The organism is Xenorhabdus santafensis (genome assembly GCF_033949405.1).
Classification (GTDB): domain Bacteria; phylum Pseudomonadota; class Gammaproteobacteria; order Enterobacterales; family Enterobacteriaceae; genus Xenorhabdus; species Xenorhabdus santafensis.
Genome location: NZ_VCDN01000019.1, coordinates 1 through 13141 on the forward strand (window position 1 = coordinate 1; position 13141 = coordinate 13141).

Genomic DNA, 13141 nt, shown 5'->3' on the forward strand with positions numbered 1-13141 from the left:
ATACATTAGGAGCTTTTTTATTAGTCTGCGTAATGAATAATTATTATCGGGTGATAAAAAAAGGTAATGACATGATGTCGGATAAATTTAGCCAATATAAACGCTATTACTACGCTTATAAAATGATAACTCTAATGCAGGTTTGACGATATTTAAGGGTTTGGAATAGCGGTCTGGAGTGAGGACTTAAAATAGATTTCCTTAAGATAGGTGCATTTAAAATGTATGATTCAGTAATGATATAAAGATGATGAGAAGTAAAAATGCGAATGGGTTGTTAATTAAAAGAGGCAAAATTCACCTCTTTTAATTTCGGCTAATAATTCAGTAGATTATTCGTCCGGAAATTCAGCCATAAAACTTTCTGCTTTTTCTACCATTGACTTTGTTCCGACAAAGAAAGGTACACGTTGGTGCAATTTATTTGGCACGATATCCAGAATGCGATTTGCTCCATCACTGGCTTTTCCTCCCGCCTGTTCCGCCAACAATGCAATTGGGTTGCATTCATATAGCAGACGCAGTTTTCCTGTTGGGTGGCTTGCTGTGCTTGGATAAATGTAGATCCCGCCTTTCAGCAGATTACGGTGGAAATCAGCAACCAAGGAGCCGATGTAACGGGTAGTGTATGGGCGTTGAGTTGCTTCATCCTGTTCTTGGCAATATTTAATATATTTTTTTACACCCATCGGGAATTTAATGTAGTTCCCTTCATTAATTGAGTATATGTTGCCTTTTTCTGGGAACTGAACCTTTTCATGGCTTAGGCAGAAAACACCAAGGGAAGGATCATAAGTAAAAGTATGGACACCGCAACCTGTGGTATACACCAGCATCGTGGATGAGCCATAAACCACATAACCTGCTGCAACTTGGCGGTTTCCTGGTTGCAGGAAATCTTCTTCAGTCACAGGTTGTCCGATTGGAGTAATGCGGTGGTAAATTGAGAAAATAGTCCCAACGGAAACGTTTACATCAATATTCGAAGAACCATCCAGAGGATCCATCAAAACAACATATTTGGCATTTTCTGCACGGTCGCCGTCAAAAATAACGATCTCATCTTCTTCTTCAGAAGCGATGCCGGCAACTTCTCCACGTGCTTTCAGTGCCGCCTTGAGTTTTTCATTGGCATATAAGTCCAGTTTCATCTGAACTTCACCTTGAACATTGGATACGCCACTAGTCCCTAAGATATCGACTAAACCCGCTTTGTTGATATCCCTATGAATGATTTTGGCACCCAATTTGATGGCAGACAGAAGTGCGGTAAGTTCACCTGTAGCATGAGGAAAGTCTTGCTGTTTTTCGACGATGAATTCGCCTAATGTTTTCATGACAAAGGCCTTGAATTTGATTATGGTTTTAGGAAGCGTGCTTCACTGTTATGTTTCACTGATTTAGTGTTGCACTTATGCGCGGGCAGTTTAGCTAAAGAATGGAATCATTGATAGGCCATTGCATTTCTTATATGCGAATTGATGGTTAGAATAGTGATACAGTTCATGCTATCAGTTAGAAATAAAAGTGGATAGAAACAAATGCGCATTCATATTCTTGGCGTCTGTGGTACTTTCATGGGGGGACTCGCAATCCTCGCTCGTTCACTGGGTCATGAGGTCACTGGCTCTGATGCCAATGTGTATCCGCCAATGAGCACCTTGCTGGAAAAACAGGGTATCGAGTTGATTCACGGTTATGATCCTGCACAGCTCGATCCTGCACCGGACATAGTGATCATCGGCAATGCTATGGTACGCGGCAATCCTTGTGTGGAAGCGGTATTGGATCGTGGTATACCTTATACTTCCGGCCCGCAATGGCTGCATGACAATGTACTGCCGGAGCGTTGGGTATTGGCTGTTGCGGGAACTCACGGCAAAACAACAACGGCAGGTATGCTGGCATGGATTCTGGAAGCCTGTGGCTACAAACCAGGGTTCCTCATTGGTGGGGTGCCGGGTAATTTTGAAGTTTCAGCACAACTTGGTGAAAGCCCATTTTTTGTGATTGAAGCGGATGAATACGACAGCGCTTTTTTCGACAAGCGTTCTAAATTTGTACATTACAGCCCTCGTACACTGATCATGAACAATCTTGAATTTGATCATGCTGATATTTTCGAGGATCTGGCGGCCATTCAAAAACAATTCCATCATCTTGTCAGAGTTGTGCCTGGTACGGGCAAAATTCTCGTTCCTGACAATGATATCAACCTGAAACATGTGCTTTCCATGGGGTGCTGGAGTGAGTTGGAGCAGCTTGGCGAAACCGGGGACTGGCAGGCGAAAAAAATCAGCCAGGATAGTAGTCATTATCAAGTATTCCATCGTGGGGAACTGGTTGGCGAAGTGAACTGGTCATTAGTCGGTGAGCACAACATGCATAATGGCCTGATTGCGATTGCCGCCGCCCATCATGTTGGCATACTGCCTGTGGATGCTTGTCTGGCACTGAGTAAATTTATTAATGCCCGCCGCCGCCTTGAGTTGCGTGGAGAAGTGAATGGCATCTCAGTTTATGATGATTTTGCCCATCACCCAACCGCCATTTTGGCGACATTGGAAGCATTGAGAAGTAAAGTCGGTGGAGTGACCCGCATTCTGGCTGTATTGGAGCCACGCTCGAATACGATGAAAATGGGCATGAGTAAAAATGATATCGCACCTTCTATGGGGCGTGCAGATGAAGTTTTTCTCTACCAGCCTACCAATATGCCGTGGCAGGTTGTTGAAATTGCCGAGCAGTGTGTCCAGCCCGCCCGCTGGAGCGCTGATATAGATGTGTTGGTTCGGATGATTGTTGAGACAGCACAGCCGGGTGATCACATCCTGATTATGAGCAATGGCGGTTTTGACGGTATCCATGAAAAATTATTAACAGAGCTGGCTAAGAAATCAGTCCCTGTTTGATTGGATAACGGGTGCAATGTTGTGATTGCAACATTATGTATAGATGGAGGATCGCACCGATTGGGCGATCCTCTGTGTTTATCTGCCGTTAGTTCCCCGTCACTTTGATTCTTTGTTACATTGGCGCAACCCAGAATCCATAAAGTACAGACGACAGAAAAGGGTTAAAGTTCTTGCTCAAATAAGTTTAGAATTGCTTCGTAGAGCTGTTTTGTCGTCAGGTCTTGTGCTGGCGTGGTAAAAATAGTGTCATCACCCGCAATGCTGCCAAGGATCCCTTCCGCTTTTCCCAATGAATCTAAAAGACGGGCAATCAACTGTGCAGCGCCCGGGCTGGTGCGTATAACCACAATGCTATGGTTATAGTCGATATCCAATACCAGATTTTTTAATGGGCTGGTTGCCGTGGGGACACCCAATTCTGCCGGCAGGCAGTAAACCATTTCCATTTTGGCATTACGGGTTCGGACAGCACCAAATTTTGTCAGCATTCTGGAAACTTTAGATTGGTTGATATTTTCAAACCCTTCATCCTGAAGCGCTGAAACAATTTCACCTTGGGAGCTGAATTTTTCTTCTTTCAATAATGCCTTGAAAGCTTTTACCAAATCTTCCTGTTTCGAAGGAACACGCATATTTCACCATCGTTATATCCGTTATGAGACGGATATTATGCAAAACAGTGAATTTTTATTCAAGAAAGAGCGGCGAAAATGGGAACATACCTCCCAATGAATTTCAGATTACATTGTGGCGGAAAGGGAATAATCAATGCGCCAGAACTCATTTATCCCCTTAGAGGGGATGGATTGAGCATAATCGCTGATTTTGTACATATTGTTTCATTAACGTTTTTTAATTAAATTTGTTTAATTAATGTTCGGCTATAAACGTTTTATTTTTACCTGTCTCTTTTATTCATAAAGTTTGTTCATAAAGCCTGCAGATAAAGCCGATATGGTAAATGCATTGTTAATTAAATGGTGTTGTTTGAAATTGCAGGGAAGAGTAAGGTAATTGGCTAATTAATTAATGAGATAATGGGAATAAATATCAAAAAAGTGTCCGTTATCTCATTAACAGATAAGCCTTTTGTCTAGAATAAAACAACTTTGGTGTTCCATCATCAAGCCATTAGGTGGATAATCTAGCTGTTAACAGATTGTTTTTAATACGTAGTGATGAACGAGTTGAGAGTCCTCTTTATCATTGTGGTTTTGATGGAAAGAGTGAAATAACTCTCTTAACCAGACAAATTTAAGTTTTTTACAGCACTTATTTTAAGGAGTATCAGGATGAAAGTTGCAGTTCTCGGTGCAGCCGGTGGTATTGGTCAAGCACTCGCCCTTCTACTTAAAACCCAGCTTCCTTCAGGTTCAGATCTTTCCTTGTATGACATTGCTCCGGTAACTCCAGGCGTAGCCGCCGATTTGAGCCATATCCCAACGGAAGTCAAAGTCGTCGGTTTTGCTGGTGAAGATGCAACCCCTGCATTGGTAGGCGCTGATGTTGTATTGATTTCTGCGGGCGTGGCGCGTAAACCTGGCATGGATCGTTCTGATCTGTTCAACATCAATGCAGGGATCATTCGTAATCTGGTTCAGCAAGTTGCGAAAACATGCCCTAAAGCATTAATCGGAATTATCACAAACCCAGTGAATACCACCGTGGCGATCGCGGCTGAGGTTCTGAAAAAAGAAGGTGTTTACGATAAAAACCGTCTGTTTGGTGTGACTACTCTGGATATTATCCGCTCTAATACTTTCGTGGCTGAACTGAAAGGCAAAAAAGTAGAAGAAACAGAAGTTCCAGTGATTGGCGGGCACTCTGGTGTGACCATTCTGCCACTGCTGTCTCAAATTCCAGGTGTCAGCTTCACTGATGAAGAAGTTGCTGCGTTGACCAAACGTATCCAGAATGCCGGTACTGAAGTGGTTGAAGCCAAAGCAGGTGGCGGATCTGCAACTCTGTCTATGGGACAGGCCGCAGCACGTTTCGGTCTTTCTCTGATCCGTGGTCTGCAAGGTGAAAGCAACGTTATCGAGTGCAGCTATGTGGAAGGTGACGGAAAACATGCCCGTTTCTTCGCTCAGCCAGTTCGCTTGGGTAAAAATGGTATCGAAGAACGTTTAGACATTGGCAAGTTAAGTGACTTTGAACAAACAGCACTGGATAACATGTTAGATGTTCTGAAAAAAGATATCGCATTAGGCGAAGAATTTATTAATGGTTAATTTATTTAATTCGTAATTTATTAATATACGAATTAAGTTAAATATATTAGATAACTTAAACCGCTAGTTATTTTTTAACTAGCGGTTTTTTTTAATAATTAAATTGGTCGCTAATTATTTTTTTTATCTCGAATCTTTCTTTCTAATAATTCTCCAGTAAGCGGATTGAAATAACGACTTGGCCATATTTCAGACGGATGCAATTCTAAATAATTCGCTATTATCCATTCTCCCTTGGGCCACGGGCGAGAAAGAGTATTCGCCAAAGTTGATGAACTTAACCCAGCCTCACGAGAAACTGCTGCCAGTGTAGTTCCACGTTTACGTAAAGCGGCAATAATATCAGCAGGATGCCAATCCGATTTCATAGAAATCATTTTTTTAATCCTTTCCTATTAAATTTGAAGCCACATTAGTGGTATAACTAAAGTGTTAGTGTGAAATTAATAACGAACACGAATCTGTTATTAAGAAAATAAAATAACATTATTTTTTCTAAAAATATTTCTAATTTTTTCTTAATAACTTCTTTTTTGAACTTGGTTACAAAAATAGAGAAACATTATGAAAAAAGAGTGGTATACGGCAATGGAGTTGACCGGTGTAGGCGAGTTACCTAGATCACCACAAGGAGTTAATGCCAGAGCAAAACGTGAAGAATGGTTGAGGCAAAAACGAACCGGTGTTCAAGGCAGGGCAATTGAATACCATTATTCTTGTTTTCCTGAATCAACTTTGGCGGCTTTAGAACTTAATGAAATGTCACCAGAATATCAGGTTCAGAAACAAGATCCTCTCTCTATTTGGGTGAGTGCATTTAATTTACTGACAGAGGAAGAAAAGGAGGTAATTACCGAAGTGATATTGCGTGATGGAATAAGAAGTTTTTTGGAAAAAATCACAGCAACCTAAGACAGCTTTTGAAAAGCCAAATATCCAAAATTTGGCTTTCTCTTCACTGTCCTGATACAACGCGAGGAGCAAGAGATGAAAAAAGAATGGTATTCTGCAAAGGAACTCATCGGCCTCGCAGGGCTGCCATCATCTCCCCAGGGGGTAAACCTGATGGCAAGACGCGAAGGTTGGGAACAACGCCGTAAGCGTGGGGTACAAGGGAAAGCACTCGAATATAATGTCAGCAGTCTGCCTGAAGAAGTTTTGAATGTCCTGACAGTCAGCGAAAGCTCAGTTGAATACTACCGGAATAAACGACAAGACCCATTTATGATTTGGGTGGAAGCTTATTATCAGCTAACCAAATCTGAAAGGGAACGAATGGTAAAATTTATCTTGAGAAAAGGGCTGTCGAGTCTTGTTCAATACGTCGGAATTCAAGATATTGAAATTAAAGATATTGAAAATAAAAACGGCACCCCAGACTGAATTATCTGGGATACCGATTGGTGTCGCTCAAGAAAGTCGCTGTACCGCGACATGGGCCAAACCGACCAAGGCCGCCTTATATGGAGAATCATCCAATACTTGCAACGCTGAAATAGCTTTATCGGCTTCTTCTTCCGCCCGTTGGCGGGTGTATTCAAGCGAACCACACTGTTTCATTGTTGCCAGTACGGTATCCAATAAATGGCGGCCGTTTCCTTTCTCAATGGCATTGCGGATCAATGCAGATTGCTCTGGCTCTCCATGGTTCATGGCATGCAAGAGTGGCAGCGTTGGTTTGCCTTCGTTTAGGTCATCCCCGGTGTTCTTGCCGAGCGTGCTGTCATCAGAATCATAATCCAGCAGATCATCGATTAACTGGAACGCAGTGCCAAGATAGCGGCCATAGTCACGCAGAGCGGTTTCTTGTTCTGGAGAAGCATTGGCTAGAATTGCTGCTGAATGTGCGGCAACTTCAAACAGGCGGGCGGTCTTACTGTAAATAACCCGCATATAGTCGTCTTCTGAAATGTTGGGATCATTACAGTTCATCAACTGCATCACTTCGCCTTCAGCAATGACATTTGTCGCGTCAGACATCAGTTTCAATACACGCATGGAATCAAGATCTGTCATCATTTGAAATGAACGTGTATAGATAAAATCACCGACGAGAACGCTGGCGGCATTGCCATAAATCGCGTTGGCTGTTTCCTTGCCACGACGCATGTCAGATTCATCAACGACATCGTCATGCAATAATGTTGCGGTGTGAATAAATTCAATCAAAGCCGCAACTTTGACATGTTTTTCATCGTCACAATGAAGCGCCTTCCCAGCGAGTACTGCAATCATCGGGCGAATACGTTTACCACCGCCACTAATAATGTAGTAACCGAGTTGATTGATTAGCGCAACATCAGAATTTAATTGGTTAAGAATGGTTTCATTAACCGCGGCCATATCGTCAGCGGTAAGTTTTATTATCGATTCTAAATTCATGTTTTGGCTTTTAACTCTGATTCAGAGCAGTGCTCATTAAATTAGCATATCAACAGATATTACGATGTATCGATTGTACTTGAAAAACAGCTTAAATAAATGACAATCGAAAAACTCCGTTTTTTTCTCATCTGTTCTAATTCTGCACTTGTCTTCCAAGCGGTTTTTGCGTAGAATTCGCGCCCTATTGTGAATATTTTATAGCGCACTCTGGATGAAATTTAGGGGGTGCGCGGAAAGCGGAGTTTATATGTACGCGGTTTTCCAAAGTGGTGGTAAACAACACCGAGTAAGCGAAGGTCAAACTATTCGCTTGGAAAAACTGGACATCGCAACAGGTGAAACTGTTGAGTTTGACCAGGTACTGATGGTCGCTAATGGCGAAGACATCAAAATCGGCGCTCCAGTAGTTGAAGGCGTTAAAGTTAAAGCTGAAGTTGTTGCTCACGGTCGTGGCGAGAAAATTAAGATTGTTAAGTTTCGTCGTCGTAAACACAGCCGTAAGCAGCAGGGCCACCGTCAGTGGTTCACTGATGTTAAAATCACTGGCATCGCTTAAGATATTAGGAGAGCAGATAAATGGCACACAAAAAGGCTGGCGGCTCGACTCGTAACGGTCGCGATTCTGAAAGCAAACGTCTGGGTGTAAAACGTTTCGGTGGTGAGTCTATCCTGGCTGGTAGCATCATCGTTCGTCAACGTGGTACTAAGTTCCACGCTGGCAACAACGTAGGCTGTGGCCGTGACCACACCCTGTTCGCATTAGCTGACGGGAAAGTTAAATTCGAAGTTAAAGGTCCAAAAAACCGTAAATTCATCAGCATCGAAGCTGAATAAGTTTTTTGACTCTTAATCGAATCGGAAGCCCTGCAATGTGTGTTGCGGGGCTTTTTATATTCTGGATTACGCCATCTCTGGGTACTGCCATCCAGCTTTACAGTGGCTATCCTACGGAGAAATAAGATGAAATTTGTAGATGAAGCCAGAATACTGGTTGTAGCGGGAGATGGTGGCAATGGTTGCGTCAGCTTCCGTCGTGAGAAATATATTCCAAAAGGTGGGCCAGACGGCGGTGATGGCGGAGATGGTGGTGACGTCTATCTGTTGGCTGATGAAAACCTAAATACGTTGATCGACTACCGTTTTGAAAAATCCTTCCGTGCAGAACGTGGTCAAAATGGACAAAGCCGCGATTGTACCGGCAAACGTGGTCAGGATATTACTATCAAGGTTCCGGTTGGAACGCGTGTACGTGATATTGCCACCGGGGAAATTCTGGGTGACATGTTGCGCCATGAACAGCGTTTTATGGTCGCAAAAGGAGGCTTCCACGGCCTTGGCAATACCCGCTTCAAATCCTCAGTGAACCGTGCTCCTCGTCAAAGAACGATGGGTACGCCAGGAGAAAACCGCGAACTGATGCTGGAGTTGATGCTTCTGGCTGATGTGGGCATGTTGGGCATGCCAAATGCCGGTAAATCCACCTTCATCCGTGCTGTTTCAGCAGCAAAACCGAAAGTCGCCGATTACCCATTTACCACATTAGTACCAAGCCTTGGTGTTGTGCGCATGGATAATGAGCAGAGCTTTGTGGTCGCTGATATCCCTGGTTTGATTGAAGGGGCAGCAGAAGGGGCTGGCTTGGGTATTCGCTTCCTGAAACATTTGGAGCGCTGCCGCGTACTGTTGCACTTAATTGATCTGTGCCCGATCGATGAATCCAATCCGGTTGAGAATGCTCGTATCATTACCAAAGAGCTGCACAAGTACAGTGAAAAACTGGCAGAGAAACCACGTTGGTTGGTATTCAACAAAGTAGATCTCACTGATCCAGAAGAAGCCAAGCAACGGGCTCAGGCTATTGCCGATGAGCTTGGTTGGGAAGGCGATTATTACATGATTTCTGCTGTGAACCGTCAGGGTGTGAAAGAGCTTTGCTGGGATATCATGGAATTCATGAAGGCACAGCCTCGCAGTCAGGAAGCATCGGAAGAAGCTCAACCTGAAAAAGTTGAGTTCATGTGGGACGATTACCACAAGGAACAGTTGGAGCAACCATCTGAAGATGATGATTGGGATGACGACTGGGACGAAGAAGACGATGAAGGCGTTGAGTTTATTTATAAACGCTAATATAAAACATCGAATATGATAAAAGGGCGCCCAAAATAGCGCCCTTTTGTTATCCAGTCATTCTTGATCAATTATTTTTATATAACGATTTATATAAGTTATTTTCGAAACGGGTCAGTGGAACACGACGGGTTCGGAAATCTTCAGGAACAATGGAATAAGCGGAAACAAATTGGACGAAAGCAATTTGCTGCCCGCTGGCGGCGGTCATAAAGCCTGCAAGATTATAAACACCCTGCAATGAGCCTGTTTTGGCGAATATCTTACCATCAAGACCTGCTTCATGCAGACCTGCCCGATAAGCTAAAGTCCCGTCGTGCCCTGCTTGGGGCAGCATTGAAATAAAATCCAATTCATTATCATGCTCGGCAATAAATTGTAATATTTTCATCATGGTTGCTGGTGAAATTAGATTGTGGCGTGAAAGGCCGGAACCATCCACCATCACCGTATTGCCTAAATTAATGCCGGCTTTTTGCCTCAAAATTTGACGAACCGCATCAGAGCCAGTACGCCATGTGCCCGGAACGTTATAGTAGCGATGGCCGAGGGTACGGAAAATCGTATCAGCAATCATATTGTCTGATTTTTTCAGCATGATTTTCAGCATATTCGCCAGTGGTACTGATTGGTTCACTGCGAGGATTTTTTGCGGATGCTGGGGAGCGGATTGGCGTCTTATATGACCTTTTAATTCAATGCCAGCAATGCGCAGTTCATTTTTCAAAATATTGCCTGCATAACTGGCACCATTTTGAATAGCGAAAGCCAATGGAAATGAATCATCGCGCTGCACCATGCATCCGGTAAGGGTATATCGGTTTAAATCACCAACGGTCACATCAAGTTCGCAGTATTTTGCTTCCGCAGCGCCTTTGGCCAATGTTTTTACTTCACTGAAGACACTGACAGGATAAAAAGAGGGGACTCGAACAAATGCCGTTTCGTTGGGTTGTGCTGCACTATGCAGTGAAACTGAAAAACAGTTTTTATCGACGATGGCAGCCGCTGGCGGAGAGCTGAAACACTGGGTCATGTCATTCCATACCCATCCCGGTGCTTTATCATGGCTGGCGAAGATAGACGTATCGATAATAAGATCGCCATCAATTTGCGTTATGCCGGCCTGTTTCAATTCTTCAACCATATTGCGCAGTTGAGTGCGCGTCAGCATAGGATCGCCGACAAAACGTGCTGTTAAATTACCTTCTAATGCGCCATCTAAGACATTTGCGTCACTTTCCAGTGTTGTTACAAAATGGTAATCCTTACCAAGCTGAAGCAAAGCTGCCAATGCTGTCACGATTTTTTGCGTACTGGCCGGTAGTGCCAGTTTATGTCCTTGATAATCAAGAATAGGGCTGTTTGAGCCAACTTTTTCGGCAATAAATGAAAAACTCGTTCCCGTCGGTAAATGTTGGCCAATGTCTTCAATTGAAGAGGCATTTACACTGGAAATGCTCAGGCTCAGACTGAGCATACAAGCTATTCTGCTGGTAATTTTTAAAAGAGCCATAATTCTCGCATATGAAGGTGGATGGGTTTCAAGAATATTTATATTAGTAATACTAAGGTGCAATTCAGGGAAAAGTAAACGATGATCCATCATCGACTCTACGTTAGAATGATAGATTAGCAGGTGAAATATGTACGTGAACTTCAGGTCATGCTGGGTTTACACTCCTTTTATTGTCTGGAAGCCCGCCTGATAAGGTGTGCTCATTGTGCTGTTATTGCAAAAATCAGGAAGATGTGGTTTTGGGCTTAGGATTGATTTAGAGGTTTGATAAATGAAACAAATTCCGATGACGGTACGTGGCGCGGATAAATTGCGCGAAGAATTAGAATATTTGAAAAATGTACGTCGCCCTCAGATTATTACTGCAATCGCTGATGCGCGTGAGCATGGTGATTTGAAAGAGAATGCAGAATATCATGCCGCTCGTGAGCAGCAGGGTTTTTGTGAAGGCCGTATTCAGGAAATTGAGGCTAAACTTTCTAATGCACAGGTGATTGATGTAACGAAAATGACCAATAATGGTCGGGTTATTTTCGGGGCAACGGTAAAGGTAATGAATGTTGACTCAGATGAAGAGCAAACTTACCGTATCGTGGGTGACGATGAAGCCAATATCAAAGAAAACCTTCTTTCTGTTAATTCACCGATTGCTCGTGGGTTGATTGGCAAAGAAGTGGATGATGTTGTCGTGATTACCACGCCTGGCGGTCAAGTGGAATACGAAGTATTGAGCGTGGATTATATTTAGCAAATACCATGGTCATCAGCCATTCCACTCATTGGTTGATATGAAAAAAGGCCAGATTTGGCCTTTTTTATCAAGATAAAATAGATATGGCATTTTTGTATAAGTATGCCGAAGTTATTTAGGTAGACTAATTTTGCGCTCTTGTGATGGACGGTAGAGAACGAGCATTTTTCCAATGATTTGCACATTATGTGCACCGGTTTCACGAACAATCGCTTCAGCGATCAAAGTTTTGATTTCACGGTCTTCGCCTGCAACTTTGACTTTGATAAGCTCGTGATGTGAGAGAGTTTGTTCGATTTCAGCCAATACACCTTCGGTCAGACCGTTGTTGCCTATCATAACGACAGGCTTTAGTGAATGAGCGAGGCTTTTCAGATATTGGACTTGTTTCTTGTTAAGAGTCATCGTTTTTTGCTTAAATGGGATTGAAAACGACGTATTCTACCGCCATCTCATATCTATCACCATAAAAGTGTGGTGTGGTTTGATGAGAGAACGCAAAAATTAAGGTTCTCGATTAGTATAATTGGAAAGAACAATGGCCAATAAAAAACGCTCAGCAAGCTCAAGTCGCTGGTTACAGGAACATTTTAGTGATAAATATGTTCTTCAGGCGCAGAAAAAAGGGCTTCGCTCTCGCGCTTGGTTTAAACTTGATGAGATACAGCAAAGCGACAAAATCTTTAAACCGGGCATGACCGTTGTTGATTTAGGCGCTGCCCCCGGTGGGTGGTCTCAATACGTAGTCAGTCAGATTGGTAATAGCGGGCGGATTATTGCTTGCGATCTTTTACCAATGGATCCGATTGTTGGGGTCGATTTCCTTCAAGGAGATTTTCGTGATGAACTTGTATTGAAAGCATTGCTTGAAAGAGTTGGTGATAATAAAGTCCAGGTCGTCATGTCGGATATGGCTCCCAATATGAGTGGAACCCCCGCGGTCGATATTCCCCGATCCATGTATCTGGTTGAGTTAGCGTTGGATATGTGTCGTGATGTGCTGGCCCCTGGGGGTAGTTTTATTGTCAAAGTGTTTCAGGGAGAGGGCTTTGATGAGTACCTGAGGGAAATTCGCTCCCTTTTTACGAAGATAAAAGTTCGTAAACCAGAAGCTTCGCGGGCACGATCACGTGAAGTATACATTGTAGCGACAGGGCTGAAAGTATAGTACCCTGACTACTATTTGTTAACACAGTTGTAATATGAGGTT

At 43.2% G+C, this 13141-nt stretch carries 15 protein-coding genes; 9 read left to right on the forward strand and 6 right to left on the reverse strand.

Annotated elements, in window-relative coordinates; translation table 11 throughout:
• Positions 1–332: 332 nt before the first annotated feature.
• Entirely contained in the window at positions 333–1337 is a 1005-nt protein-coding gene (fbp, locus tag FE392_RS05510; protein WP_319929233.1) for a class 1 fructose-bisphosphatase, read from the reverse strand.
• A 204-nt stretch (positions 1338–1541) separates the two neighbouring features.
• On the opposite strand from fbp, the gene mpl reads away from it, so the two are divergent.
• The gene (mpl, locus tag FE392_RS05515) at positions 1542–2912 is read left to right on the forward strand and encodes a UDP-N-acetylmuramate:L-alanyl-gamma-D-glutamyl-meso-diaminopimelate ligase (protein ID WP_319929234.1); all 1371 of its coding nucleotides are present in this window, start codon (positions 1542–1544) and stop codon (positions 2910–2912) included.
• A 164-nt stretch (positions 2913–3076) separates the two neighbouring features.
• Here the strand turns inward: mpl and argR are convergent, their stop codons facing one another.
• Positions 3077–3547: a transcriptional regulator ArgR gene (argR, locus tag FE392_RS05520; RefSeq protein WP_319929235.1), complete on the reverse strand. Its 471-nt coding sequence runs from the start codon at positions 3545–3547 to the stop codon at positions 3077–3079.
• Between the two features lie 660 nt (positions 3548–4207).
• Between argR and mdh the strand changes: the two genes are divergently transcribed.
• Positions 4208–5146 carry a malate dehydrogenase gene (gene mdh / locus FE392_RS05525; RefSeq protein ID WP_319929236.1) on the forward strand — a complete coding sequence of 313 codons (939 nt, stop codon included), beginning with the start codon at positions 4208–4210 and terminating at the stop codon, positions 5144–5146.
• A 110-nt stretch (positions 5147–5256) separates the two neighbouring features.
• Here the strand turns inward: mdh and FE392_RS05530 are convergent, their stop codons facing one another.
• Positions 5257–5523, reverse strand: coding sequence for a helix-turn-helix domain-containing protein (locus FE392_RS05530; protein WP_319929237.1), 267 nt, complete (start codon positions 5521–5523; stop codon positions 5257–5259).
• 187 nt (positions 5524–5710) lie between these two features.
• Between FE392_RS05530 and FE392_RS05535 the strand changes: the two genes are divergently transcribed.
• Together FE392_RS05535 and FE392_RS05540 are read left to right on the forward strand one after the other, a co-directional pair.
• Positions 5711–6058 (forward strand): DNA-binding protein, encoded by a 348-nt coding sequence (locus FE392_RS05535; RefSeq protein WP_319929238.1) that lies wholly within the window; start codon positions 5711–5713, stop codon positions 6056–6058.
• A 75-nt stretch (positions 6059–6133) separates the two neighbouring features.
• Positions 6134–6529 (forward strand): DNA-binding protein, encoded by a 396-nt coding sequence (locus FE392_RS05540; protein WP_319929239.1) that lies wholly within the window; start codon positions 6134–6136, stop codon positions 6527–6529.
• Between the two features lie 27 nt (positions 6530–6556).
• On the opposite strand, the gene ispB is transcribed toward FE392_RS05540, so the two are convergent.
• Positions 6557–7528, reverse strand: a complete 972-nt coding sequence (gene ispB, locus FE392_RS05545) for an octaprenyl diphosphate synthase (protein ID WP_319929240.1) — start codon at positions 7526–7528, stop codon at positions 6557–6559.
• Between the two features lie 250 nt (positions 7529–7778).
• Between ispB and rplU the strand changes: the two genes are divergently transcribed.
• The 3 genes from rplU (at position 7779) to cgtA (ending at position 9661) form a co-directional block, all read left to right on the forward strand.
• Positions 7779–8087, forward strand: a complete 309-nt coding sequence (rplU, locus tag FE392_RS05550; RefSeq protein WP_012986964.1) for a 50S ribosomal protein L21 — start codon at positions 7779–7781, stop codon at positions 8085–8087.
• 20 nt (positions 8088–8107) lie between these two features.
• Entirely contained in the window at positions 8108–8365 is a 258-nt protein-coding gene (gene rpmA, locus FE392_RS05555) for a 50S ribosomal protein L27 (RefSeq protein WP_092508273.1), read from the forward strand.
• A 126-nt stretch (positions 8366–8491) separates the two neighbouring features.
• Positions 8492–9661: an Obg family GTPase CgtA gene (gene cgtA, locus FE392_RS05560; RefSeq protein WP_319929241.1), complete on the forward strand. Its 1170-nt coding sequence runs from the start codon at positions 8492–8494 to the stop codon at positions 9659–9661.
• A 67-nt stretch (positions 9662–9728) separates the two neighbouring features.
• On the opposite strand, the gene dacB is transcribed toward cgtA, so the two are convergent.
• A complete protein-coding gene (gene dacB / locus FE392_RS05565) occupies positions 9729–11177 on the reverse strand; it encodes a serine-type D-Ala-D-Ala carboxypeptidase (protein ID WP_319929242.1) in 1449 nt (482 codons plus the stop codon).
• Between the two features lie 274 nt (positions 11178–11451).
• Between dacB and greA the strand changes: the two genes are divergently transcribed.
• Entirely contained in the window at positions 11452–11928 is a 477-nt protein-coding gene (greA, locus tag FE392_RS05570) for a transcription elongation factor GreA (RefSeq protein ID WP_319929243.1), read from the forward strand.
• 114 nt (positions 11929–12042) lie between these two features.
• Here greA and yhbY read toward each other — a convergent pair whose 3' ends face one another.
• Positions 12043–12336 (reverse strand): ribosome assembly RNA-binding protein YhbY, encoded by a 294-nt coding sequence (gene yhbY / locus FE392_RS05575; RefSeq protein ID WP_038237672.1) that lies wholly within the window; start codon positions 12334–12336, stop codon positions 12043–12045.
• 133 nt (positions 12337–12469) lie between these two features.
• Between yhbY and rlmE the strand changes: the two genes are divergently transcribed.
• Positions 12470–13099, forward strand: coding sequence for a 23S rRNA (uridine(2552)-2'-O)-methyltransferase RlmE (rlmE, locus tag FE392_RS05580; RefSeq protein WP_319929418.1), 630 nt, complete (start codon positions 12470–12472; stop codon positions 13097–13099).
• The last annotated feature ends 42 nt before the right edge of the window (positions 13100–13141 follow it).